The organism is Pseudonocardia sp. D17, from assembly GCF_036984265.1.
In the GTDB taxonomy this organism is placed as follows: domain Bacteria; phylum Actinomycetota; class Actinomycetes; order Mycobacteriales; family Pseudonocardiaceae; genus Pseudonocardia; species Pseudonocardia benzenivorans.
Genome location: NZ_BPRG01000054.1, coordinates 39,021 through 63,599, shown reverse-complemented (window position 1 = coordinate 63,599; position 24,579 = coordinate 39,021). Strand labels below are relative to the sequence as shown.

The 24,579-nt window shown below is 71.7% G+C and carries 25 protein-coding genes; 14 read left to right on the top strand and 11 right to left on the bottom strand.

Features of this window, described 5'->3' with window-relative positions:
• Positions 1–43 precede the first annotated feature (43 nt).
• Positions 44–895 (top strand): ABC transporter permease subunit, encoded by an 852-nt coding sequence (locus tag PSD17_RS12110; RefSeq protein ID WP_013673181.1) that lies wholly within the window; start codon positions 44–46, stop codon positions 893–895.
• Between the two features lie 26 nt (positions 896–921).
• Positions 922–1,218 carry a 4a-hydroxytetrahydrobiopterin dehydratase gene (locus tag PSD17_RS12105; protein WP_013673180.1) on the top strand — a complete coding sequence of 99 codons (297 nt, stop codon included), beginning with the start codon at positions 922–924 and terminating at the stop codon, positions 1,216–1,218.
• 9 nt (positions 1,219–1,227) lie between these two features.
• Here the strand turns inward: PSD17_RS12105 and PSD17_RS12100 are convergent, their stop codons facing one another.
• The gene (locus PSD17_RS12100) at positions 1,228–1,668 is read right to left on the bottom strand and encodes a VOC family protein (RefSeq protein ID WP_013673179.1); all 441 of its coding nucleotides are present in this window, start codon (positions 1,666–1,668) and stop codon (positions 1,228–1,230) included.
• Between the two features lie 89 nt (positions 1,669–1,757).
• On the opposite strand from PSD17_RS12100, the gene PSD17_RS12095 reads away from it, so the two are divergent.
• From PSD17_RS12095 to PSD17_RS12085, 3 genes are all read left to right on the top strand, one after another.
• Positions 1,758–2,354, top strand: coding sequence for a CGNR zinc finger domain-containing protein (locus PSD17_RS12095; protein WP_339122688.1), 597 nt, complete (start codon positions 1,758–1,760; stop codon positions 2,352–2,354).
• Between the two features lie 193 nt (positions 2,355–2,547).
• Positions 2,548–3,615, top strand: coding sequence for a 3-deoxy-7-phosphoheptulonate synthase (locus tag PSD17_RS12090; protein WP_339122687.1), 1,068 nt, complete (start codon positions 2,548–2,550; stop codon positions 3,613–3,615).
• A 120-nt stretch (positions 3,616–3,735) separates the two neighbouring features.
• Positions 3,736–4,332: a dihydrofolate reductase family protein gene (locus tag PSD17_RS12085; protein ID WP_339122686.1), complete on the top strand. Its 597-nt coding sequence runs from the start codon at positions 3,736–3,738 to the stop codon at positions 4,330–4,332.
• On the opposite strand, the gene PSD17_RS12080 is transcribed toward PSD17_RS12085, so the two are convergent.
• Entirely contained in the window at positions 4,310–5,212 is a 903-nt protein-coding gene (locus PSD17_RS12080; protein ID WP_339122685.1) for an SRPBCC domain-containing protein, read from the bottom strand. The genes PSD17_RS12085 and PSD17_RS12080 overlap by 23 nt on opposite strands.
• Positions 5,205–5,519, bottom strand: coding sequence for an ArsR/SmtB family transcription factor (locus PSD17_RS12075; RefSeq protein ID WP_339122684.1), 315 nt, complete (start codon positions 5,517–5,519; stop codon positions 5,205–5,207). Before PSD17_RS12075 ends, PSD17_RS12080 begins: the two co-directional genes overlap by 8 nt.
• A gap of 300 nt (positions 5,520–5,819) precedes the next feature.
• Between PSD17_RS12075 and PSD17_RS12070 the strand changes: the two genes are divergently transcribed.
• The 4 genes from PSD17_RS12070 to PSD17_RS12055 all read left to right on the top strand — a co-directional run bounded on the left by PSD17_RS12070 (position 5,820) and on the right by PSD17_RS12055 (position 10,735).
• Positions 5,820–6,170, top strand: coding sequence for a hypothetical protein (locus PSD17_RS12070; RefSeq protein WP_339122683.1), 351 nt, complete (start codon positions 5,820–5,822; stop codon positions 6,168–6,170).
• 834 nt (positions 6,171–7,004) lie between these two features.
• Positions 7,005–7,352, top strand: coding sequence for a nitroreductase/quinone reductase family protein (locus tag PSD17_RS12065; protein WP_339122706.1), 348 nt, complete (start codon positions 7,005–7,007; stop codon positions 7,350–7,352).
• 163 nt (positions 7,353–7,515) lie between these two features.
• Positions 7,516–9,708 (top strand): UvrD-helicase domain-containing protein, encoded by a 2,193-nt coding sequence (locus PSD17_RS12060; protein ID WP_339122682.1) that lies wholly within the window; start codon positions 7,516–7,518, stop codon positions 9,706–9,708.
• A 7-nt stretch (positions 9,709–9,715) separates the two neighbouring features.
• Positions 9,716–10,735: an LLM class flavin-dependent oxidoreductase gene (locus PSD17_RS12055; RefSeq protein ID WP_339122681.1), complete on the top strand. Its 1,020-nt coding sequence runs from the start codon at positions 9,716–9,718 to the stop codon at positions 10,733–10,735.
• On the opposite strand, the gene PSD17_RS12050 is transcribed toward PSD17_RS12055, so the two are convergent.
• The gene (locus PSD17_RS12050) at positions 10,701–11,132 is read right to left on the bottom strand and encodes a hypothetical protein (protein ID WP_339122680.1); all 432 of its coding nucleotides are present in this window, start codon (positions 11,130–11,132) and stop codon (positions 10,701–10,703) included. The two genes, PSD17_RS12055 and PSD17_RS12050, sit on opposite strands and share 35 nt — an antisense overlap.
• 281 nt (positions 11,133–11,413) lie before the next feature.
• Positions 11,414–12,034: a TetR/AcrR family transcriptional regulator gene (locus PSD17_RS12045; protein ID WP_339122679.1), complete on the bottom strand. Its 621-nt coding sequence runs from the start codon at positions 12,032–12,034 to the stop codon at positions 11,414–11,416.
• A 109-nt stretch (positions 12,035–12,143) separates the two neighbouring features.
• Here PSD17_RS12045 and PSD17_RS12040 point away from each other — a divergent pair, with 109 nt between their 5' ends.
• The 4 genes from PSD17_RS12040 to PSD17_RS12025 all read left to right on the top strand — a co-directional run bounded on the left by PSD17_RS12040 (position 12,144) and on the right by PSD17_RS12025 (position 16,713).
• A complete protein-coding gene (locus PSD17_RS12040; protein WP_013673167.1) occupies positions 12,144–12,674 on the top strand; it encodes a DUF4863 family protein in 531 nt (176 codons plus the stop codon).
• Entirely contained in the window at positions 12,671–13,387 is a 717-nt protein-coding gene (locus PSD17_RS12035) for a nitroreductase (RefSeq protein ID WP_103381849.1), read from the top strand. Before PSD17_RS12040 ends, PSD17_RS12035 begins: the two co-directional genes overlap by 4 nt.
• A gap of 63 nt (positions 13,388–13,450) precedes the next feature.
• Positions 13,451–15,088 carry a CocE/NonD family hydrolase gene (locus PSD17_RS12030; RefSeq protein ID WP_339122678.1) on the top strand — a complete coding sequence of 546 codons (1,638 nt, stop codon included), beginning with the start codon at positions 13,451–13,453 and terminating at the stop codon, positions 15,086–15,088.
• Between the two features lie 353 nt (positions 15,089–15,441).
• Entirely contained in the window at positions 15,442–16,713 is a 1,272-nt protein-coding gene (locus PSD17_RS12025) for an FUSC family protein (RefSeq protein ID WP_339122677.1), read from the top strand.
• 613 nt (positions 16,714–17,326) lie between these two features.
• Here the strand turns inward: PSD17_RS12025 and PSD17_RS12020 are convergent.
• The gene (locus PSD17_RS12020; RefSeq protein WP_339122676.1) at positions 17,327–18,067 is read right to left on the bottom strand and encodes a hypothetical protein; all 741 of its coding nucleotides are present in this window, start codon (positions 18,065–18,067) and stop codon (positions 17,327–17,329) included.
• 174 nt (positions 18,068–18,241) lie between these two features.
• Positions 18,242–19,336, bottom strand: coding sequence for a DNA cytosine methyltransferase (locus PSD17_RS12015; RefSeq protein ID WP_339122675.1), 1,095 nt, complete (start codon positions 19,334–19,336; stop codon positions 18,242–18,244).
• Between the two features lie 119 nt (positions 19,337–19,455).
• On the opposite strand from PSD17_RS12015, the gene PSD17_RS12010 reads away from it, so the two are divergent.
• A complete protein-coding gene (locus tag PSD17_RS12010) occupies positions 19,456–19,881 on the top strand; it encodes a very short patch repair endonuclease (RefSeq protein ID WP_339122674.1) in 426 nt (141 codons plus the stop codon).
• Here PSD17_RS12010 and PSD17_RS12005 read toward each other — a convergent pair.
• From PSD17_RS12005 to PSD17_RS11990, 4 genes are read right to left on the bottom strand one after another with little or no spacing between them, the layout of a single operon-like run.
• Positions 19,866–20,666: a DUF6339 family protein gene (locus PSD17_RS12005; protein ID WP_339122673.1), complete on the bottom strand. Its 801-nt coding sequence runs from the start codon at positions 20,664–20,666 to the stop codon at positions 19,866–19,868. The genes PSD17_RS12010 and PSD17_RS12005 overlap by 16 nt on opposite strands.
• A complete protein-coding gene (locus PSD17_RS12000) occupies positions 20,663–21,556 on the bottom strand; it encodes a hypothetical protein (RefSeq protein WP_339122672.1) in 894 nt (297 codons plus the stop codon). Before PSD17_RS12000 ends, PSD17_RS12005 begins: the two co-directional genes overlap by 4 nt.
• Entirely contained in the window at positions 21,553–23,424 is a 1,872-nt protein-coding gene (locus PSD17_RS11995; RefSeq protein ID WP_339122671.1) for a hypothetical protein, read from the bottom strand. Before PSD17_RS11995 ends, PSD17_RS12000 begins: the two co-directional genes overlap by 4 nt.
• A complete protein-coding gene (locus tag PSD17_RS11990; protein WP_339122670.1) occupies positions 23,421–24,413 on the bottom strand; it encodes a PD-(D/E)XK motif protein in 993 nt (330 codons plus the stop codon). The genes PSD17_RS11995 and PSD17_RS11990 overlap by 4 nt, the downstream gene beginning before the upstream one ends.
• Positions 24,414–24,579 lie beyond the last annotated feature (166 nt).

The following is a 24,579-nucleotide window of genomic DNA, read 5'->3' as shown; positions in this document are numbered from 1 at the left end:
GGCTGGAGGAGTTGTCCCCCCGCCTCACCGGGGAGGAGACCTGATGACCGCGTCGCTCGTGGAGACGGGCACGACGCCGCATCGGGGGTCCGCCCCGATGGGCCGGCTGCTCGGCGCCGAAATGCGCTGGGTGCTGCGCCGGCCGCGGACGCTGGTGATGCTCGGGCTGTTCGCGCTGGTCCCGATCCTGATCGCGATCGGCGTCGTCGTGGCCGACCGCGGCGGCAACGGGCTGATCGGTGCGATCGCGGGCAACGGGCTCGTGCTGCCGGTCGTGGCCATGACGCTGATGCTCGCCCTGTTGCTGCCGCTGGCCGTCGGGATGGCCGCGGCCGACGCGATCGCGGGCGAGGCCGCCCACGGGACCCTGCGCGGCCTGCTCCTCGCGCCGGTCGGGCGCGGCCGGCTCGTCGTGATGAAGGCGTTCGGGGTCCTCGTGGTGACCGTGGTGGCGACGCTGGTCGTCGCGGTCGTAGGGGTGGTCGCCGGCCTGGTTGTGGTGGGCGGCGCCGACGGCACGCTCGTCACCCTCTCCGGCACGACGCTCGGGTTCGGCGAGGCGATGGGCCGCGTCGGGATCGCGGCGCTGTGGACGGTCGGCCAGCTCGCCGCGGTCGGCGCGATCGCACTGGCGATCTCGGCGTTCACCGAACACCCGCTCGTCGTGTTGGCGTCGGTGCTGGGCGGGCTCATCGTCTTCGGGGTGCTCGGCGCGATCCCCGCGCTCGACTGGCTGGCGCCCTACCTGCTGACGACGGGCTTCTCCGCGGGCGCCGACGTCCTGCGCGACCCGATGTCATGGGGCGACATCGGCGGGAGCACCCTGCGGGCGTTGTGCTACATCGCGATCGGCGGCGGGATCACGACGAGCCGGATGCTCACGCGCGACGCCTGAGGTCGTTCTGCGGGAGGATGGCCCGCATGGCCGATCTCCTGGACGACGCCGCGATCACCGCCGCCCTCGCCGACCTGCCGGGGTGGGAGCGTGCCGGCGACTCGATCGTGCGCACCGCGGAGCTGCCCGACTTCCCGACGGCGATCCGCGTGGTCGGCGAGGTGGCCGACGACGCCGAACGCGCCGACCACCACCCCGACATCGACATCCGTTGGCGGACACTGACGTTCCGCCTCTCGACGCACTCGGCGGGCGGCCTGACGGCGAAGGACACCGCGCTGGCCGCGGAGATCTCCGCGCGGGTCGCCGCGGCCGGTGGGTGACCGGACCGGTCAGAAGAACCCGCACGTCGGGCCGTCCGACGGTGCGGCGCCGTCGGCGCCTGCCGCCGCGTAGATCTCCAGCCGGATGCCGTCGGGGTCGGCGAAGAAGATGCCGCCCGACGACGCGCCCTCGGCGTGCGGGACGACGCCGTCGTGGAACAACCGGGCGCCCGAGGCGCGGACCCGCTCCTCGGCGGCCCGGACCGTGTCGATGTCGTCCACGAGGAACGCCAGGTGGTGCAGCCCCGGCCGGTCCGTCGGGAACTCGCCCGCGCTCTGCTGCCAGAGGGTGACGACGAGCTCGCCGTCGATGCCGAGGAACACGTAGGGCCGGTCGCCCGTCTGGTCCCCGGCAATGACCTCGAACCCGAAGACCTGCTGGTAGAAGGCGGTCGACCGGGCGAGATCGGTGACGTTGACGCCGACGTGACCGGTCTGGAGGGCTGCCATCGATGGCTCCGTTCTCACGCTTTCCTGGACTGTATCCATGAGAACCTAGGAGAACGATCTAACGGGGTCAAGGCGGGTTAGCATTAGATATGACCGACGTCTCCGGCGGCGCCCCGCTCCTCGGGGAGCCCCTCTCGATCGAGCTGGCCAACACCAGCTACGCGGTACGCGGCCACCTCCGCGAAGGCCTCGAGAACCCGCAGCAGCTCGCCCGCTGGCTCCACGACGTCCGGCTTCTCCCCGTCGTCGATGCCACCGTCGTCGATGCCGCCGCCGTCGATGCCACCGCCGTCGATGCCGCCGACCTCGCGGCCACCCGCGCGCTGCGCGACGCGATCCGGCGGCTGGCCGCCGCGACCGTCGACGCCCGACCCCTGCCCGCCGAGGCCGTCGACCTCGTCAACCGGCACGCCGCCGCCCCCGCACGCTGGCGGGAGCTGCGCGCCGATCCCGAACCCGGCACCGTCGCCCGCAGTGCCGGCGGCGCCGTCGCGACCGCGCTGTCCGAGATCGCCGCCGACGCCGTCGACTTCCTCGGCGGCCCCCGCCGCCACGACCTGCGCGCCTGCCAGGGCCCTGGCTGCGTGCTGTTCTTCGTCCGCAGCGGCCGTCGCGAGTGGTGCTCGCACGGCTGCGGCAACCGTGCCCGCGCCGCCCGCCACTACGCACGCAACCGCGCGAGGTGACCATGCTCCCTGGCGGGCCGGCGGGCGCGTCGGCTACTGTCGCGCCCGTGCAGCGCTGGTACTGGTTTGGACGCCCGGCCCGGGATGGGTCGGCGGGCGATCCGCTGCGCTGACCATCGACCACCCCGAGCCGGACGGACCGGCTCGCGGTGACGACGGGCGGGTCCGATCCTTTGAGAGGACGACCCCCGTCATGACCAGCCTCGACATCCTCGGCGCTCCGTCGCTCGACGCGCAGCGCACCGCAGGGATCAGCCCGCTGATCTCCCCCGCCCTGCTGCGCTCCGAGCTGCCGGCCGACGACACCGTCGCCGCCACCGTCACCCGCGGCCGGTCCGAGGTGGTCGACGTCCTCGACGGCCGCGACGACCGGCTCGTCGTGGTCGTCGGCCCGTGCTCGATCCACGACGCCGACGCCGCGCTCGACTACGCACACCGGCTCGCCGCGCACGCGCAGGCGCTGCACGAGGACCTCGTCGTCGTCATGCGGGCGTACTTCGAGAAGCCGCGCACGACCGTGGGCTGGAAGGGCCTGATCAACGACCCCGACCTCGACGGCACGTTCAAGGTCAACAAGGGGCTGCGGATCGCCCGGTCGCTGCTGCTCGACATCTGCGCGCTGGGCCTGCCCGTGGGCTGCGAGTTCCTCGACCCGATCACCCCGCAGTACATCGCCGACGTCGTGTCGTGGGGGTCGATCGGGGCGCGGACGGCCGCGAGCCAGGTCCACCGCCAGCTGTGCAGCGCGCTGTCGATGCCCATCGGGATCAAGAACTCCACCGACGGGGACGTGCAGATCGCGGTCGACGGGGCCCGCGCCTCTGCGGGCAGCCACGTCTTCATGGGCATCAACCCCGACGGCCTCGCATCGCTGATCACGACGACCGGCAACCCCGACTGCCACGTCATCCTGCGCGGCGGCAGCGGCGGCCCGAACTACTCGGCCACCGACGTCGCCGCCGCGCTCGGGACCCTCGCCGGTGCCGGTCTCCCCGAGCGCGTCATCGTCGACGCCAGCCACGGCAACTCCGGCAAGGACCATCGCCGCCAGCCCGTCGTCGCAGGCGACCTCGCGCAGCGGATCGCGGCCGGCGAGTCCGGGGTCGTCGGGGTGATGCTGGAGAGCTTCCTGGAGGCCGGCCGCCAGGAGATCGGCCCCGACATGGTGCGCGGCCGCAGCGTCACCGACGCCTGCATGGACTGGTCCACCACCGCCGGCGTGCTCGACGACCTCGCCGCCGCCGTCCGGGCCCGCCGCTGACGCCGCGGCGCGCACCTCTCGCGGTGGCCCGTCGAGCCGCTCCGATGAGTCCGGGCGCCCGGGTGCGTTGAACGACTCGAACGGTCCGCACGAGGCGGGCCGCACATCGAGGAGGCCGACATGGCACGGGTGATCGCGGACATGACGATGTCGCTGGACGGCTTCATCGCCGACCCCGACGACGGGGTCATGGAGCTGTTCGGCTGGTTCGGCAACGGTGACGTCGAGACCCCCTCGCACATCGACACGCTCACGTTCCGGACCTCCGAGGCGAGCGCCGCCCTGCTGCGCGAGGCGCTGGCGCACACGGGCGCGCTGGTCTGCGGGCGGCGGCTCTACGAGGTGACCAAGGGCTGGGGCGGCGCACACCCGATCGGCGCTCCGATCTTCGTCGTCACGCACGAGCCGCCCGCCCAGCCCTACGCGCCGGGCGCCACGTTCGTCACCGACGGCGTCGCGGCGGCGATCGAGCAGGCGAAGGCGGTCGCGGGCGACCGGGACGTCGTCGTCGCGAGTGCGGAGATCACCCAGCAGTGTCTCGTCGCGGGGCTGGTCGACGAACTGAGCGTCAACATCGCGCCGGTGCTGCTCGGCAGGGGCATCCGCTGGTTCGACCGCCTGGGCGACACCCCGATCCGCCTCGGCGACCCCCAGGTCGTCGAGGGTCGCGGCGTGACGCACCTGCGCTACCCGGTCACTCCTGGCAGCTCGTCTTGAGCCCGGACTCCAGGGTGACCGCCCACGCCGTGGAGCAGAACGCGAACCAGCGCGCGCCCGGCGCCCAGCCGGCGTGCTCGAAGCGCAGAACGGTGAACTCGTCGCGGGAGACGTAGGCGTCGAGCGGGGGCGCGACGTCGGCCTTCTTCACCGTCGTCAGGTCGAAGGAGAGCCGCGTCCCACCCCAGTCCGACGCCGGGTTCCCCGGGTCGTCGAAGCCCCCGAGGCAGGTCCATTCGACACGCTCGCCGTCGACGAGGTCGGTGACGCGCATGCGCAGCGGGACGCCGAAGCCATGGTCGAACTCGACGACCCCGCCGACCTCGGCATCCGCCGCGACGGCACGCCCCCACCAGCCGTCGAGGCCCTCGCGCGTCGTGAGGGCGGCGAAGACCGCCTCCTGCGGTGCCTCGATCCAGATCTCGTGCCGCATCGCCTGCCCGTCGGCGCCCCGGCCCGCGGTGACCGCGCTATCGAGACGGCGCAGCATCTCCGTCCACCCCTGCTCGTGGTCGGCGGTCGCCGACGACGGCAGGTCGTGGTGCACGAGCCGGACCCTCGTTCCGGAACCGTTGGGCCGCAACGTGACCTCGACGGTCGTCGAGTCCGGTGGCACCCCGATCTCCGGCTCGGTGAACCCCCAGGTGAAGACGACACGACGCGGTGGGTCGACCTCGACGAAGCGTCCGCTCATGTGGAACGACCGGTCGCTGCCGCGGTCGTCACCGGGATGGACCTGCACACAGACCCCGCCCGCGCACGGGTCGAGGACGGCCTCGTCGGCGAGCCAGCGGGTGAGTTTCGCGGGCTCGACGAAGAACGCGAACACCGTCTCCGGCGCCGCATCGATGTCGATCTCACGGACGACGGGCTCAGCCATCTCGGGTCCTCTGCTCGGCTTCGGCGGCTTCCTTCAGTGCCTGCAGGCGGCCGGCCCAGAACCGGTCGAGGAACTCCCTCACCTCGGCGAACCCCTCGGGACGGGCGCGGTAGAGCCGGCTGGTCCCGACCCGGCGCTCGACGACCAGCCCCGCGTCGCGCAGCACGCGCAGGTGCTGCGAGACCGTCGGCCGGGCGACGTCGGGGAACTGGGCCGCGATCTGCCCGGCCGCCAACTCCTGGTCCCGCACGAGGACCAGGATCGCGCGCCGCCGCGGCTCGGCCACCGCCTCCCACACCGCCTGCACGCTCCTCAGCGTAGGCGTCGACCTACGTAGGTCAACACCTACGCTCTGGCTTCGGCGGGTAGTGCATCCGCCGGCGCGGGTCAAGCGCACGGCCGGTGATCGACCACTGTTCGTCACGACCCGCGGTGACGATGAGTTCACTCGATCAAGACCGTGTCGCCCGGGTGGCCATCGGTTGCTCACACGAACCGGTGGGAAACCACGTCGTCGACTGCGCTCGGCGCGTTTATCACGGGGACGCTCGCGGATCCCCGTCACCAGGTCGGGGGCGCGACGTATCAGAGAAGAAGGAGGAACCGCATGCGCAAGTCCACCCGGACCGTGCTCGTCGGTGCCGCCGCGCTGCCGCTCGCCATCCTGACCCCGGGCCTGGCGTTCGCCGACGAGGCCGCTCCCGCCGCGGGCCCGCTCGACGCCGCCACCGGTGCGCTCCCCGCACCGGTGGCCGACGCGGTCGGCACGGTGGCCGGCGCGCTCCCGGCGCCGCCGTCGCTGCCGAACCTGCCGGTGCCGCTGCCCGTCGACCCCAACGCCGTCGCGGGCACCGTCCTGGGCGCCCTGCCGCTCCCGGCCGCTCCCGCCGCCGACTCGGCCGCTGCCGACACGGGCGCCTCCGACGACTCGGGCGACTCGGGCACCGCGTCCGAGTAGGACCGTCCCGCACGCCGGTGGCCCGACCGACGACGTTCGGGTCCCCGGCGCGCCCCGCCCGCCTCCCGGTGATCAGCGTATGCGGGACAAGGCGCACGTGGTCGCACTCCGCGCCTCTCACACCACGGGGCCGGCCGCTCCCCTCAGGGCGACCCGCACGCGAGCCGACACACCCCGGCAGGCCCCGCCCCTGCTCGTGATCACCGTTTCCGGGACAAGAGCGCACGTGGTCGCGCCCATGTCCCACAGAGGGCGATCACCCCGGGGCCCACGCCGGGGTACCGACAGAATCGGGCCCCGCGCCGGTCAAACCACCCGGCCCAGCCCCCTCACTGCAATCCGCACGTGCGCCGACGTCCCGGCCGGCCTGCCGACTGCCCGTGATCGGCGTTTCCGGGACCTGAGCGCAGCTGGTTGCGCCCATGTCCCACATCCGGCGCAGCGATCACCCCGGCCGCGCCCCAGCGCCGTCACCACCAGCGCCGTCACCACCCAGCGCGCAAGGCCGACGCACGGCGACGAACCCGGGGAGCCGTAGTGAGATCGCGCGGGCGCCGCCTCAACGCCCGCAACCTCAACGCCCGCAGCCCTGTCCACGCCGGGGTCGCGCACCGGCGCCACCGCCACCGCCTACAGCCACCGCCGCAGCCACAGCCACAGCCACGCCAGGCGGGGGCGCCGACCGCCTCGACGGTGCGGCGCCGGCGACCCGTCGACTCCTGCCCGAACCGCACACCCGGCGACACACCCCGGAACGCCGGCCGCGCGCTCGTGATCAGCACCTGCGGGTCACAGAATCCCGGCGATCACGTGACTAGCCTCGGACACGTGCGCATGTCGTCCTCGCCCTTCGCCCCGCTCGTCCGGCTCGTCAACGCGGCGGTGTCCGCGCTCGCGAAGGCGCCGGTCGTCGGACGGTTCGTCAGTCGCGGCATCACGGAGATCACCTACGTCGGCCGCCGGACGGGGCGCACGTTCCGCACGCCCGTCGGCTACCGCCGCAGCGGTGACGATGTGCTGATCGGCGTCGAGTTCCCCGACGCGAAGACGTGGTGGCGCAACTTCCTCGGCGACGGCGGCCCGCTGACGCTGACCCTCGACGGCACCGACCGGACCGGCCACGCCGTGACCACGCGGGACGATCAGGGACGGGTCTCGGTGCGGGTCCGACTGGACGCATAACACCCGAAGAATTGCGGAACGAGGTGCGGGAAAGCTATTCTGACGAGTGCCTTCAGAATGCGAGAGTGCACCTCTACAAGTCAATTCTAACACAACCCCCGACCCCGCTGGAACACCCCTCGTCGAGCAAGAACTGGCCGGGGAGAACGCCCGGATCCGGCGGATGCACGCACTGCTCACGGCGGAGCTCGAGTCCGCCGCGGCGCACGCCCGCGGCTCGCTGGCCGAGCGGACCGGCGGGGAGCTGAGCGCACGGTGGGAGCGCGACGTGTCGGTCCATCGCTGGTCGGAACGGGTGGCGTCGTTGACCGCGGCCCGCTCCGGGCTGTGCTTCGGGCGGCTCGACCACACCGACGGGTCGACGACCTACGTGGGGCGGGTCGGCCTCACCGACCCGGCCGATGGCGAGAGCGCACTCGTCGACTGGCGGTCACCGGCGTCGCAACCGTTCTACTGCGCGACGCTCGCGTCCCCACTCGGAGTGACCCGGCGCCGCCATTTCCGGATCGCCGGAACCGCACCGGAGGAACGCGTCGTCGATTTCCACGACGACGTGCTCGACCGCGACACGGATTCCGGTTCTGCCTCGGATCCGGCGCTGCTCGCCGCATTGCGGGCGCCGCGGGGGTCGACGATGCGCGACATCGTCACGACGATCCAGGCCGAGCAGGACGCGATCATCCGGCTGCCGCTGTCCGGCGTCGTCGTCATCGAGGGTGGGCCGGGGACGGGCAAGACCGCGGTCGCGCTGCACCGCGTCGCGTACCTGCTCTACTCGCACCGGGACCGCCTCGCGCGCAGCGGCGTGCTCGTGGTCGGACCGAGCGCGGGCTTCATCCGCTACGTCGGCGGGGTGTTGCCGGCACTGGGCGAGTCGGCCGTCGTCTTCACGACGCCGGGGCGGCTGGCGCACGGCGTCGTCGCGACGGCCGTCGATCCCGACGACGTGGCCCGCACCAAGGGCGACCTCTCAATGATCGACGTGCTGCGCCGCGCCGTGGCCGACCGGCAGGGCCTGCCCGCATCCCCGATCGCGATCGAGCTGGAGGACGTCACCGTCGAGATCGACCGGAGGATCGCCGCGGAGGCCCGGCGGCGGGCGCGGGCGACGGGGCTGCCGCACAACGCCGCGCGGACGACGTTCCGTGATGCGCTGGGCGGGCTGCTGCTCGACCAGGGCCTGGAGAAGCTCGGCCACGACCTGGAGGACCCGCCCGAGCTCGCCGAGCTGTTGCGCGACCTCGACATCCCCGAGATCGACCCGGCCGGCGCCGCGCAGGTCACCGCGGAGATGCGCGCGGAGCTACGCGACGACCTGCGCGCCGACCTCGGTTTCCACGCCGCCGTCGAGACGCTGTGGCCGCTGCTGACCCCCGAGCAGGCCCTGACCGACCTGTTCTCCTCGCCCGAGCGGCTGGCCTCCGCCGGCGACGGGCTCGGCGGGCTGTTCCGGCCCGCGGGATCGCCCTGGACCGTGGCGGACGCGCCGTTGCTCGACGAACTGGCCGAGCTGCTGGGTCCGCTTCCCGACGCGCCCGCGCCGACACCCGACGAACCCGACGGCCGCTACGCCGCCGAGGTGTTGAGCATCCTGGAGGTGGCCGACCGGCAGATCGCGGGCGAGGACCCCGACGAGGCGCGCCCCACGGACTTCGTCACCGCCGACGTCCTCGCGCAGCGGCAGGTGCCCTCCCACCTGGCGAGCGTCGCCGAGCGCGCGGCCGGTGACCGCGACTGGCGCTACGGCCACCTCGTCGTCGACGAGGCGCAGGAGCTCTCGGCCATGGACTGGCACGTCCTGCTGCGACGGTGTCCGTCGGGTTCGGTCACCGCGGTCGGCGACCTGGCGCAACGCAGCGCGCCCGGCGGTGCGCAGGCGTGGGCCGACGTGCTGCGCCCACACCTGGGCGACCGTTGGACCTGCCGGACGCTGACGGTCAACTACCGCACGCCGTCGGAGATCATGGCGGCGGCCGGCGAGGTACTGGCCGAGTTCGCGCCGGACCGGCGGCCGCCGGAGTCGGTGCGCTCCACCGGCGAGGACCCGTGGCGGCGGACGGTTCCCGCGGAGTCGCTGGCCGCCGAGGTCCGGAAGGCCGTCGAGACGGAGGTGGCGCAGCTGGGTCGCGGGACGCTCGCGGTGATCGCCGCCGACGTCGACGGTCTCGACGGCCTTCCCGCCGAGGTGCACACTCCGGTGTCGGCCAAGGGCCTCGAGTTCGACGTCGTCGTCATCGTCGAGCCCGAGCGCATCCGTGCCCACAACCCCGCCGACCTCTACGTCGCGATGACGCGCGCGACCCGGAGGCTCGGCCTGGTCTCCGCCGCGGAATGCCCGACGCCGTCGAAAGGTTAGTTGAAACATGAAGAAGATTGGGTTCCTGTCCTTCGGACACTGGTCGGAGTCCCGACACTCGAGGGTCCGCTCGGCGTCCGACGCCCTGCTGCAGTCCATCGAGCTCGCGGTCGCCGCCGAGGAGGCGGGGGCCGACGGGGCGTACTTCCGGGTGCACCACTTCGCCCGGCAGCTCGCGTCCCCGTTCCCGCTGCTCGCCGCCGCCGCGGCCAGGACCAGCACGATCGAGCTGGGTACCGGCGTGATCGACATGCGCTACGAGAACCCGCTGTACATGGCCGAGGACGCGGGCGCGGCCGACCTGATCTCCGGCGGCCGACTGCAGCTGGGCATCAGCCGCGGCAGCCCCGAGCAGGTCGTCGACGGCTTTCGCTACTTCGGCCACGTCCCGCGCGAGGGGTCGACGGACGCCGAGATGGCTCGCGAGCACACCGAGGTCTTCCTGGAGGCGCTCAAGGGCGAGGGCTTCGCGCAGCCCAACCCGCGGCCGATGTTCGCCAACCCGCCCGGACTGCTGCGACTGGAGCCGTACGCGCCGGGGCTGCGCGACCGGATCTGGTGGGGCGCAGGGTCCCGTGCCACGGCGGAGTGGACCGCCGAGCAGGGCCTCAACCTCATGAGCTCGACGCTGCTCACCGAGGACACCGGCGTGCCGTTCCACCGGCTGCAGGCCGAGCAGATCCAGCGCTACCGCGACGCCTGGGCCGCGGCCGGGCACGAGCGGGGGCCGCGGGTCTCGGTGAGCCGCAGCATCTTCCCGATCGTCAACGACCTCGACCGGCAGCTGTTCTGGCACGAGCGGCACAGCACCGACCAGGTCGGGATGCTCGACGGCGGCAACGCGCGGTTCGGGCGCACCTACGCCGACGAGCCCGACAAGCTCGTCGCCGAGCTCGCCGAGGACGAGGCGATCGCCGCCGCCGACACCCTGTTGCTGACGGTGCCCAACCAGCTGGGCGTCGAGTACAACGCCCACGTGATCGAGAGCGTGCTCACCCACCTGGCCCCGGAGCTCGGCTGGCGGTGACCCCCGCGCAGTCGGACGCGGGCGCCTGCCCCGTGCGGCAGAGGTTCTGCAGCTGGACGTCGCCGCTCGTGGGCCCGCGCCCCGCCCGGGTGCCGGGGTCGAGGTAGCCCTGGTACTCGGCGCAGCTCGGGTCGAACCGCCCGGCGGCGACGGCGCGCTCCCCGCAGCCGGGGGCGGCATCGGCGGCCCCAGCGCGTCCGCGGGTGACCGCCGTGGTCGGGTGACGCGCCACCGCGGTCGGGTGGCCGGCGGTCGTCGTGGGGGCGGCCGGGGCGCTCGACGCGGGCGGGGCGGTGCCGGAGGTCGGGTCGGGCTGGGCCGCGTCGGCGGGTGCACAGGCGGCGACGAGCACGACGACGAGCCCGGCCGGCCCGCCCCACCACCGCTGCCCGCGCATCACGCCCACCTACCCCGCTCCGTTCGGGACGACACGTCCCGGGGCGGCAAGGGTGCGGCATGAGGCCGCACCTCCACCGCGCACTGCACGCAACTCGACCCGATCGGACGACGGCGGCGCGCCCGGGTGCACTGGTCGGTGCAGCTCGCGCGCGCCGAACATCGTCGTCGCGTTGCCCGCGGGGTGGGCGGCGACGATCGAACCCGCGCGGATTGCCCCTCACGCGAGCTGCACGGCGCGGCGATGGGGTCCGCGATCCCCGGGCTCGCCCGCCGGTCGGCTCACGTCGTCAGCGCCGGCCACAGCGCCGCCGTGACCCGCGCGGCGAGGTCGCCCTGCCCGTGCTCGCCGCGGAGGAACGCCGCGTAGTACGCGCCGAAGCACAGGGTCGCGACCGTGTGCCGGTCCAGGTCGGGCCGCACCTCGCCGCGCTCCTGGAGGGCACCGAGGACGTGCTCGACGAGTCGCACCCGTGGCTCCACCGCGTGCTCCTTGACGTGCGCGAGCAGTTCCGGGGTGCGGAGCGTCTCCCCCATGAAGTTGCCCATGAGAACCATCGCGTCGGGATTGAAATAGCACGGGTCGACGCGACGGACGGCCTCGGTGAACGCCTCCCGAGCAGGCATGCGGTCGAACGGTTCGGCGGGGTAGCTGGCCTGCTGGCGGCGGAATCCCCAGTCGAGGGCATCGATGGTCAGCTCGAGCTTGCTGGCCCAGCGCCGGTAGATCGTGGGGCGGGAGACGCCGGCGTCGGTGGCGATCTCGCTCAACGACATCGCGGTGTAGCCGTCGAGCACCAGCCTGCGTCGGGTCGCGGTGATGATCGAGTCGTCGAGTGCCGGGTCGCGGGGGCGGCCACCCCTGGCGGCGCCGGGCGGGGACTCCTCGGGCGAGACGCTCATGGCGGCCATTGTGGCTCACGATCCGGGCCATTTCAGTTACAGGTCTTGCCTGTAACGAAACCTCCTTCTAGTGTCCCTTCGACACCCCCTCAGGGCCTGGAGGAGCGCCATGGGTTGTACAGCCGAGGACCTCGTCGAGCGCAGCATCCCGTTCGTACGGGAGATCAGGAACCGCACGCCCGGCACCGCACTGGAGACCTGGCTCAACGAGCAGCACGGACCCGGCACCCCCGTCTACGACGACCTCGCTGCCATGGTCACCGAGGGCGTCCGAGCCGGCTGGGCCGCGAACATCGAGGTCGACGGCCGCCGCTACCGGCGCAGCCGGATCGCCGAACCGCAGGAGCGGCTCGACTGGTTCAGCATCACCGCCGTCTACATGGACAGCGTGGCGGAGTTCCGCGGGCAGTACCACCAGCACCCCTACGGGGAGCTGAACCTGGTCGTGCCGCTGCACCCGGGTGCGGTCCTGCGCGGACCGAACGGCTGGTGCGGTGCCGGTTGGACGGCCCCGGCACCCGGGAGCCACCACTACCCGGAGTCGAGGGGCGGCGCCGTCATCGCCCTGTTCTACCTGCCGGCCGGGCGCATCTCCTACGACATCTCCCCGCCGGCCGATCAGGACCGGGCCGCGGTGTGAACCGCAGCCCCGCCGTCGCCGAGCGGCCGGCGGACACCGGCGGGCGCTCGGTCACCGACACACTCATGACGCGCCGGAGCGTGCGCGCGTACCTCGACCGTCCGGTATCCCGCGAGGTGGTCGCGGAGATCCTTCGCCTGGCCGCGCGGTCGGCGAGCAACTCCAACACCCAGCCCTGGCACGTGCACGTGCTGACCGGGCTCGCCAAGCGCAGGCTCACCGACGACCTGTGGGAGGCGCTCGACCGCGGCGGCCAGGTCGCGACCGAGTACGCCTACCAGCCGGCCGAGTGGTGCGAACACCTCGCCGGCCGACGCAAGGAGTTCGGCGAGAACCTCTACCGCACCGTGCTCGGCATCGATCCGGACGACCACCGGGCCCGGCACCGCCACCATCGCCGCAACTACGATTTCTTCGGGGCGCCGGTGGGCCTCGTCCTCACCGTCGACCGCCACTCCCTGGGCGGTGGCCTGGTCGACGCCGGCGCGTTCCTGCAGGCCGTCGTGCTACTGGCCCGCGAGCGCGGCATGGACACCTGCCCGCAGGCATCGTTCCTCGACTTCCACCCGATCCTGCGCCGCCACCTGCGCATACCCGAGCACCACTCGGCGGTCTGCGGGATCGCCATGGGCTTCGCCGACCGGGAGCACCGGCTCGACCGACTCCGCACGGGACGCGCGCCCGTCGAGTCCTTCACGACCTTCCACGACTGATCGACGGCAGCGGAGGAACAGATGTCTGCAGCTTCGGACGCAGCGACCATGGCACCGGCCCGGATGTCCTACACACATATGCCGCCTGGGGCGCCCGCCGAGCGCGCCCAGCAGTTCATGGTCCGCATGCGGGACGGCATCCGGTTGGCGACCGACGTCTACCTGCCGGACGTCGACGGTCCGGTGCCGGCGGTCCTGATCCGCCTGCCCTACGACAAGAACGGCCGGTTCGTGCGCATCGACGTGCTCGCCGACGCGCTGCTCGAACGTGGGTACGCGTTGGTCGCCCAGGACTGCCGGGGGAAGTTCCGGTCGGAGGGCGAGACGTTCCCGTGGATCAGCGAGGCGCACGACGGCTACGACACCATCGACTGGATCGCGAGCCGACCGTGGTCGAACGGCCGGGTCGGCATGACCGGCCACTCCTACACGGGCTACACGCAGTGGGCCGCCCTGTCGACCAACCATCCTGCGTTGCGTGCGATCGCACCGCGCGGCACCAACACCGCCCTCGGCTCCCCGCTGATGACGCCGAACGAGCCGGAGTGGTCGTTCCCCTTCCAGTACGTCATGGACTTCTACGCTGTCCGGGACGGGATGCTGCCGGAGACGGCCCACGACTGGGGTCGTCGACCGCTGGCCGAGGCGTTCGAGGCGGTCGTGGACCAGCTGGGGGTTCGGCCACCGGCGATGGACATGTATCTCTCGTCCGAATCGCCGTCGCAGCAACAACGCTTCCCCGACGGACACCCCCTGGCCGCGAAGCCGGTCCCGGTGCTGCTCTCGCTCGGGCTGTACGACCAGTACTGCGCTGCGGAGGCGCTGCGCCACGACTACCCGACCATGGTGGCCGACCCTGCGTGGCGGCCGCTCGTCCACCTGCGGCTCGGACCGCACGACCACATGGACTTCCGGCTCGACGACCGCCCGGGGCCGACGCAGGCAGGCGTATCCGAGCTCAGCGTGGCGCAGATCCGTTCCTGGTTCGACGGCGAACTGCAGTTCTTCGACCGGTACCTCAAGGCGGACGGCGCGGTGGAGCCACCGGCTCCCGTCGAGTACCAGCTCGCGCACAGCGCCGAGGTGCGCCGGACCGTCAGCTGGCCGCCGCCGGAGGCGACCCACCAGGTGCTGCACCTTGTCGACGGTCCGACCCGGCGACTCGTGGAGCGGCCGGCGACTGCGACCGGCCCGATCTCGTGGGTCCACGACCCCGACATGCTCGTGCCGACGGCCGCGATGTCGTGGTCGTCTTTCGTCGCGGAGTGGCCGGACTTCCGCGAGTACGTGAACCGGCCGGACGCGCTGGTGTTCCGCGCCGATCCACAGGACCGACACCTCGAGCTGGCCGGCCCCGTCACGTTCCACGGTCAGGTGTCGACGACCGGCCCCGCGATGGACCTGTTCGCACATCTGCTCGATCTCGAGCCGGACGGCGCGGTCCGGTCCATCTCCCGCGGTCAGCAGCGGCTGGTGGCCGCCGAACCGACCGACCTGACCATGTCCGTCGGACAGGCCGGCTACGTCGTGCGGCCGGGCCACTCCTTGCTGCTGATGCTGTGCAGCAGCGACTACCCCGACTTCATCCCGCTCACCGGAACCGACGAGCGCTGGTGGTCCGCGACGTCGATGCGCTCCACGACGCAGACACTGGACATCGGCGGCGATGCCGGAGCACGGCTGGAGCTCACCGTCCTCTGACGGAGCAGGGCCGGCGTTCGACGACGCCCACGGACTCGGCTCGCGCCGCGCGGGCGGGCGGGCGGATCGTCCCGGCTGCAGCGCGACGGGCGAGGCATGACAATCACGGCCGTGGACGTCGTGGTCTGCCCTGCCTGGTCCTCGTGTTGGTGCTCGGCGGCGGGTTCGCCCGCCGGTGAGGCCGCCACGGTGACACTGCGCCGAGGGCGGGTCCGCGACCTGCCCGGGCGGGGAGAGCGCAGCAGGCCCTTCCCTCGCCGCGGTCCGGGCCGGGCTGCCGTTCGTCGGGGCGGGCTGGGCCGGCGCGATCGTCGCCGCGCGGTGCGAGCGCGTGCTCGTCGACGGGCCGGTCCGTGATCGCCGGGCGCAGGGCGACGGTGGCGTCGTTCGTCCGAGGTCGCCGGCCCCGTTACGACGAGCTCGTGCGGCGCGTCGGCAGGCCCGGGCTGCGCCTGGCGAAGACGACGATCGCCGCGACCCTGGCCTACGTCGTGGCCGACTGGATCGGCACCAGCACCGGGCCGGTGCTCGCGCCCCTGACCGCGCTGCTCGTGGTCCAGGTGACGATGTACCAGACCGTCACCCAGAGTGTGCAACGCGTGGCGAGCGTGCTCGCCGGTGTGCTGGTCGCCGTCGCCGTGGCCCATTTCGTCGGGTTGACCTGGTGGAGCCTCGCCGGGGTGGTCGCCGTCTCGCTGCTGCTCGGTGGCCTGCTCCGCCTCGGGCCGCACCTGCTCGAACTGCCCATCAGCGCGATGCTCGTACTCGCCGTCGGAGGCGCACCCGCCGTCGCCGGCAGCAGGATCTACGAGACCCTCATCGGCGCCGCGGCCGGTGTGCTGGTCAACGTGGTGATCGCCCCACCGCTGTACCTGCAGCCGGCCGGGGAGGCGTTGGGTGAGCTGGCCGATCGGATGGCCCGCTTCACCGACGCCCTGGCCACGGCCCTGCGCAGCCCCTGGTCCCGGGCCGACGCCGACCGTTGGCTCGACGACGCCCGGGCGTTGGGCCGTGAGGTGGCGCTGGCCGACCGCAACCTCGCCCGGGCCGAGGAGAGCACCCGGCTGAACCCGCGGGCGGCTCGCATCCGGCAGGAGCAGCCGCGGCTGCGGACCGCGCTCACCGGTCTGGACCGCACCTACCTGGCGGTGCGTGAGCTGTGCCGCGCCCTACTGGACAGGACCTACTTCGTCCCGGCCGAGGAGGAGACCACCGCGTACGACGACGACGTACGCACCGCACTCGCCGCGTTCCTCGACACCGTGGCCGACGCGGTACGCACGGTCGGGTCCTATGCCTCGACGACCCGGCCGGTCCCGCGCGACGCCCTCGGGCTCGAGGCCCACCTCGAGGAGCTGCGGCGGCGCCGCGACCGTCTCAGCACGCTGCTGCTCGTCGACCCGCACACCGATCCGGCCGCCTGGGAGCAACACGGAGCCCTCCTGACCGCGGTCGACCGGATGCGCGTGGAGGTCGAGGCAGCAGCCCGCCCCGCCGAGCGATCGTGGCGCCCGCCCGTTCTCGCCGAGCGGCAACGCGAGACCTTCCGGCGGTTGCGTCGCAACCGGAGGCGGCGCAGCCCCCCGCCACCGACGTCCGAGCAGCCCGAACCACCTCCGCCGTGATCCGCCGATCGGCGGCTACCGCGGACCGTATAGAGCGTCGGGGGCGAGGACCGCTCGCAGTTCCGACTCCCTGTTCGAGCGGACCGAATCGGTAGGTCGCGCCCGCGTGCGGCGACCCGACCTGCGCTCGCGCCGACCTGCAGTGAAAGGCTTGGCTGGTCCTCGCCGTCCGTCGCTGTTGATGGGTGCACTGACGATGACTGACGAACGTCCGCTGCGTGCCTGAGCCCGCCCGACAGAGTGTCGACATGGCATCGGGTTACCGGCCTGGACACCGTCGTCGAGGGTCGCCGGCCAACCCGGTCAACACCCACGATGTCCGGACGCAGGCCCCGTCCGCCCGGCCTCTACGCCTGGTGGGCGTCACCGGCCTCCTGCCCAGGCTGGTCGGCCCTGCCCGCGCCGCGGTGTGACCTCCGCCTGCGGTGTGTCAATCTCGCAACCAGCGACTTCATAGGTCCGAGGACCCCAACAGTCCGCTCCGCCTGGACGGCCAGGGCGAATCCCGGCAGCGACCCGAAATCCTTGTCCGACCGACCCGACGACCTCGCGGTGATTCTGCGCGTCGAACGCGCAGGCCGTCGTATAGGAGCCGGCCTTGCCGTACACGGCATCAACTGCTTCGCGTGCGATCCAGGTGAAAGCTGTCAAAAGCTGACATAATCTCGTTCCTTCTTCCCAGCCAGAACGCTTCCTCTTCTACTTCTGCGAGCTTTTGGGTGATCGATTCCATGCCGGCTCTTATTCTGTGAAATTGTTGACCCCCATCGGGGTCACCTCTTTCCCATTCAGGCCACTTGTAGTGCACGAACGAGTTCCTGAGGGATGAAAGCTGATCAATTTGACCTACGGCCTCTTTGCCGAGGGGCGGCAGGCTCGCGAGCTCCCAGAGCGCTGTGAGCTTGACTCGCAGGCCGACACTGCGGAGGAGCGTCCGAGCGCTCTCATCCGAGACGTCCAATCTGCGACACTGCTGGAGAAAGACACTGTTGACGTTGTGTTCGACCCAGGTGGCCCATAGCACTACGGCGATCTCATGATTCCCCCCTGAAAACGCAGAGTCAGCCTGCGCGAGAAGGGCAGAACGGTGGTCCAACGTAGGAGCGAAATTCACCCGTGGCCGAGCCTCGGATTCAACCGCTACTGCTTCATCGCCCCCGTCCGCTTCCGTCAATGGCGTCGACGGCCGGAGGTCTTCACGGATACGAGAGAAGAACTCCGCGACCACGTCTGAGGCCGGCCGATCCGCGACTTCGATCGTTCCCGTCTCAACGTACGACGCGAACACACTCCGAAGGGCGGAGGCCGCGAGTTCACGGTCTCGCGGATCGTCGCCCAGTATTCTTGTGGTCATCCTCTGGGATCCGATTCAGATGGTTCGTCATTCTGTCCGCCGCTGCGTCGACGAGGACCGGCCGGAGACCGCACGCCTCCGGCAAGCGGAAAGCGGCGCCGCCTCGATCAGGTAGCGAAAGTCCGAAACCCGCAACGTGGCGCAGATGATCGGCTCCGCGGCTTTCAAACCCGGTCAGCCGTACATCCGTCCGATAGCGCTACCCAGCGCCTGGGCGAGGCGAACAGGGACGGCGTTGCCGATCTGACGGGCGATGGCCACCTTGGAGCCGCACCACTGGAAGTCGAGCGGAAAGGTTTGCAGGAGCGCGGCTTCGGCGTGCGTCAAGGGACGCGGCTGGGTCGGGTGGAGATAACGGCCCTTCTCCGGCTTCATGAATTCGGTACGGATGGTGACGGACGGTCGGTTCTCCCTGAGCCGGCCCATGACGTCCATCGAGCCGGTCTTGTGCTTGCGCCAACAGTCGGGCAGGAGTTCGTCGGGGATGTCCATTCGGTTGCCACCGCGCGGGATGGCGGCGATCCGCTTCCGCGACAGGTCCGTCATCCTTCGCGTCAGGTGCAGCTGAGACGTCTTGAAGGCGCCGGGGAACTCGGTGCCGTCGAACTCGAAGCGGTCGTCCGGGAGCTCGATGGCGTCCGACGCCACGTACGCAGGCAAGTCAGCGAGAGCCTCGCCGACCGCTTCAAACAAATGAGGTTTGCCCGCGAGCGCGCCCACCGGATCTGGGACGGGGCACATCTCGCGGTGTCGGCCGATGACGACGGCGCGCTTCCGTATCTGTGGGACCCCGAACTCGGCTGCGTTCAGGATGTACGGCTGGAGGCAGTAGTCGGTGAGTGTGCCGTTCTCGACCTCGGCCTGCAGGAGGTCCCATTGCGGGGAGCGGAAGAAGGCGGCGACATTCTCGATGACGAAGTAGTCGGGCTGGATGCGCTCGAGTGTTCGGGCGTACTCGCGCCAGAGCGCATTGCGCGGGTCGGAGGGGTCGCGCCGGCCGAGGTTGGAGAATCCTTGGCAAGGCGGCCCACCGATGACGACGTCTGCGCTCGGGATCTCGTCGCGGTGCCAGTCCTCGATCTTGATCGGGTACAGGTGGTCGCGGCCGAAGTTGGCTGCGTAGGTGGCGGCAGCCGTCCGGTCGGCCTCGACGGCAGCTATGACATGGTACTCGGCGGGGACGTCAGGATCGAGGTTGACGTCGAGAAAACCCCTGGTCAGTCCGCCACATCCGGCGAAGAGATCCACCAAGCGCAGACGGCGGGTCATGGTCGACAACCTAAAGGTCCACACCGACAGATTCCGTGCGTGGCGCCGGCGTGTCCGCGTCCGCTCCGTAGGGTGGCGTCGCACAGCGGTGAACGGACGGGCACGGAGGGCACGAGGCGATGACGGACAGGCCGGTTCCGTCGAGTCCCGGCGTATCCGTGCGCATGAGTCGAGCACGCCGGCGGGACACCGAGCCGGAGATGCTCATCCGTCGCGAGGCTCATCGACGGGGTCTGCGTTACCGCGTGGACGCGCCGCTTCCCGGCATGCCGCGACGCCGGGCGGACATGGTGTTCACGCGCCTCAAGATCGCGGTCTTCGTGGACGGCTGCTTCTGGCACTCCTGCCCGGTACACACCAGCATCCCGCGGGCGAACCGGGACTGGTGGGTGGCGAAGCTCCGGAAGAACAGCGAGCGGGACCGCGAGACGGACGCGCACCTTCGCGAACTCGGCTGGACGGTGCTGCGGTTCTGGGAGCACGAGGAACCGGTCGCGGTGGTCGACTCGGTCGAGAAGGTCGTACGACGTCACTCGTCGTCCTGAGCGTGCCGTCGCCCAGCCGACGGTCCGTCCTCGCCGCCGAGGACGGCCACGGACTCGGTCGCGGCCTGGGCGACCTGTCGCCGAAGTTCGTCCTCGTCGAGCGCCTCGAACTCCACCACCGCGCTCGTGCGCAGGAGCCGCTTGAGAACGTCGCGGAGCAGTTGGCGGTCGTTGACTCCGCCGCGCTCGATGACGGGCCAGGCTTCGGCCAGCGCGCGGACCAGCGCCCGGCTCCCGCCCAGCGAACGCCGGCGGGCGAAGATCTGGTCGAATGCGGCCTCGCCGAAGGCGTCGAGGAGGCGGTAGCGGTCCACCTGCTGCGGCAACGCCAGGAGGTGGGCTCGCCACCACAGCCGGCCCCATACGTGCCGAGTGATGTCGGTGCCCATGACCCGGTCGGCCGGGGGGCGCGGGTAGCGCCAGTAGGAGATGTCCGGCAACAGCACCAGGGCCAGGAAGGCCCAGATCGACCGCACCGAGGCCTCGGCCGCCACCAGCCCGGACCGCTCATGAAGCAGCTGCGCGACCTCCAGGTCGAAGTTGGCACGGTCCGCGCGCCTGCCCTCGCCGGGGAAGCCTGCGTACTCGGCGGCCTTGACGATCCGGTCCCGCAGATCCTGGAGCTCATCCTCGGTGACCCGTCGCCCGCCCGTTGCGGCGAACACAGCCGACCTGTGTCCGAACGCGGCACGGTCCTGCAGCTGTTCGAGGGTCGATCGCATGTACTGCTGGTGCAGCTCGCGCGCGGCCCGGTCGAGCAGACGTGGATAGAGCACGCTGGTCATGGCGCCGCCAGAAGGTCGGTCGCGTCCTGGATGCGGCTGCTGAACAGGGCCGGTTCGGAGAGCCGCTCGCGGCGCAGCGCCTCCAGGCCGAAGGCCGGGAAGGTCGTGCGCAGCACCGCTGCAAGCAGGGCGCCCAGCGACCCGGTCGGGTACTCGACGTCGTCGGCGAAGTCCTCGTGGGTCAGGGCCCGTTCGATCAGGGCGCGCTGGACGTCCGTTCGCAACGCGGAGAGGACCCGCCTGTCGGCGTCCGTGGGAGACCCTGCGGCCGCGAGCGCGTTGACCACGACCTCGCGTCGCTCGTTGGCGAGCAGGAGGATCGACCCGAGCGCGGCGGCCTCGAGATCCTCGCCGACCTCGAGGTACCAGCCCGCCTTTGTCGGGTAGGGGAGGTCGTGGAAGTCGGCGATCGCCAGAGGGAACAGGACCGCGTCGCCCTGCAGCAGGATCGAGAACCTGTCGTTCCACAGCACGCTGCCCGGACGGCGGGCGGCTGCCGGGGAAGCTCCGGGGGTCGCGCGCCGCAAGGTCAGCACGGTGTCGAGCTCGAGGACACCGCCGAGCTCGTCGCCGTCGAGTTCGAACTCGACGTCGAGCTCTGTTCCGTCCCGGGCCGGTACCGGCGCGCGCCAGGCTCGGCCTCGCAGCGCGGAGCTCGACGACGCCCAGCGCACGGTGAGGTCGAGCTCGGCGTCCTCGGCGAGCCCGCTGAGCTGCCGGGCTCGCAGGCCGTCGACCTGCACCGGTCGCCGGACGGAGAGGACGGTGTCGTAGTCCCATTCCGGCAGCTCGCGCGGGAGTTCCTCGGTGCCGTCGGCAGCAGCGCGCGACCACGGACCCGCCACGACGACGTCGCCCGGCGGGCGGATGAACGGGAACGCGCGGCTCATGTGGCGTCCTCCCCGACGGTGGCGCCGACCACCCCGATGTCGGTCACGGTGTCCGGCACGGGGTCGACGAGCAGGTCCACCTCGGCGGGGCTGTCGACGACGCAGACGTCGCCCCGCCGCTCGCCCGTTGGCGTCACCCAACAACGGACCCTCGGTCGAGGGGCCCCAGCCGGTGCCTCCTCCTCGCGGCCCTCCCAGGTTGCGACGGCGAGGCGCGCGTCGAGACGAATCGGCCCCGGACCACTGACCGCGAAGCGTTGAGCCACGACGACCGACCCGTCCCGGTCCTCGACACGAGGTTCGCCGACCGCGGCCACGCGGACCCGCTCACGGGGAACCGGAGAGGGACGGCCCGGTCGACCTCCGCCGGCAGAACCGCCGACACCGCCTCGTCCACCGCCGGAACCGCCGCCGGTGGCCGGGCTGTCAGGCTCGGCGAAGGCTGCGGCGACGAGACCGCCGAGGAAGTTGCTCGCGGCACCCAGTGCGACACCGCTCGACGTGGTGGTCGCGGTGGCGGCCGGGGCCCGGAATGCGGACAGCTGCTCGCGGAGTCGCGTGAAGGTGACCCGGACGAAGGTCTTCGCGTGCCCGGTGAGCTGCTCGTGCACCCACTGGTCGTGCGTCGGAGGTTCGGCCGCGGCGTAGATGTCGTCGAGCTCGTCGTCGGCGCGGAACACCCCGGCGTAGGCCTTGTTCACCGATCCGGGCACGGGGCCCTCGTGGTAGCGGACCACCAGCTCGGGGGACCGCATCAGGCAGACGTGGTGCGGGTCGCCCCCGACCCCGGCGTACTCGGCGGCCTGGGTGACCGAGTCGGGTGACATCGGCACGACCACCGCCCGCTCGAGGGCGAACCGCCCGAGCGGCTTGCGGGGGCTCTTGCACTCCAGCGTCATCGCCCGCTCCGTCGGCAACCGTCGGTAGGCCGAGACGAACATCCGCAGCGGATACGTCCTGGCAGGGTCAGGCACCTCGAACGTCCGACCACCGGCGACGACCTCTGGGGTCAGACGCCGGTCGCCACGCTCCGGCAGCATGATCGGCCACATCTGCCAGGCGATGGTGTCGGCCAGGTGCCGCGCGGCCGCGTCGATGTCGTCGGCGAAGTCCTCGAGGTCGGGATCCAGCACGGTGAGCGTGGTGCCGGACTCGTGGTCGGCGAAGGGGCGCAGTCCGAGCATGCGTGCGACGCCGTCGGCCTCGGCGCCGACCAGCGGCTCGACGTGCTCGCCCTGGACGTCGCCCCACCAGTGCCTGCCCGTGTAGGGCCGGGCTTCCGCGTCGGCCCTCTGCCGGCTGTCGTAGGAGTCCCCCAGCGCGATCCCGATCAGGCGGGAGGTCGGCCCCTGCCCGGGGACCTCGGTGCGCGTGTAGACCAGGATCGTGCCGACCTTGGACAGCCGGTAGAGGACGGCCTTGCCGTAGCCGTAGGTGCCGCCTCCCTGGAACGTGTCGCGCTTCTCCCCCACGTTGAGCACGAATGAGACCCAGTCACGTCGATCGTCTGCAAGCTCGTCGGCCCGGGTCGGCCCGCCGAGGCCCTTGGTGCCCCGGTCGACGACCGAGAGCAGCCGCAGGTTCGGGGTGCCCACAGCCCTACCGACACCGAGGAACGGCTGGGTCGGCGGAGGCGGGGTCAACAGCCGCTCCCACGCAGGCCGGTGCGTCGGCGAGACGGTGGTCAGCTCCAGCCGGTAGGTCGTGGGCAGACCCGGCAGTCGGGCGTCCCACGAGTTCTGCGCGGTCTCCCGGACGAAGACGGTCAGCGGGTCGACCGGTGGTCGCCCGAGCTGGTTGCGGATGCCCTCGGACGCGATCGCACCGGTCGGCGGGAAGGGCTGCGACCACCACTGCGGCGCCGTCACGACTGCTCCATGAACTCGGTCAGCGCCGCGTCGTCGAGCAGGGACGCCATCGCGGGCGCGCTGTCCAGATCGACCACGTAGTCGACGTCGTCGACGCCTGCCGGCACAGCCCCCGCGGTGAAGCTCGCGCCGACGATCCGCGGGAAGTCGACGCCGACCTCGTAGGCGCGGTGCTCGAGGATCTCGAACAGGCGTCGTGCGTAGATCTCCCGCTCGCGCTCCTGATAGCCGTAGTCGAGGAGCAGCTTGCGGAAGCCGGGCGGATCGTCGGCCAGCTGGACGATCTCGTCGACGAGCGCGGGCACCGAAACACCGCCACCCGTGCCTAGTCGGAACCACCTGAGCACAAGTCGGCCCGGCGTCGCCAGGTCGAGCTGCCCGCTGCCGTTGATCCGGATCTTCCGTCCCTCGGCTGCGACGGTGGTCTTCACCTCGATCGCGTCGAGCCCGCGGTGGAAGTCCTGCGCCGCCCGCTCCGGTCCCGTCCAGAAGGCCACCGCGCCCGGGTCGTGACCGAGCATCTCGCGCAGCACCTGGAGCTCACCGAACAACCCGGCCAGGGCCGAGGGCGACAGCGCCTCGCGCGCACCGGCGAGCAGCGCCTTCCAGTCGGACAACACCTTCTTCAACGCGGCGACGGCCTTGTCCGGATGCGCGGCCACCCGCTCGACGACCTCGACGCAGAGGGCCGTGAACAGGTCGTCCTGGGCCGGGTCGACGAGCTCGAGGCACGCGTAGGTCCGGTAGCTGTGTTCGTCCTCCAGCGACCGCTTGCGGAGGACGACGGCGCGTCCGTCGAGATCCTCCTTGAGCGTCTGCTTGGCGAGGACCGGGATGAGCAGCGCACGGCGATCGGACCGGTCGACCGCGGCGAGGAGGGGGCCGCGCGCACACTCGACGCCGACTCCGGTGGTGCGGAACGCCTTCGTAGCCGGTTGTGTGGCCACCGCGGTCCACAGGCTCTGGAGCCGGCCGCCGTCGACGCTCATGCCGCCCCACCTTCCAGATGTACTCCTCGTCCGGGTCGTTCTCGGCCAGGATGTGGCAGTGCGGGTGGAGCGAGGATGGTTTTCATGCTTGCTGCCCGCGATGGCTTTGGAGGCTTGGCCCCTCGCCCCACCGTCTTGTTCTGACGCTGATCAGGCACTGCGACTC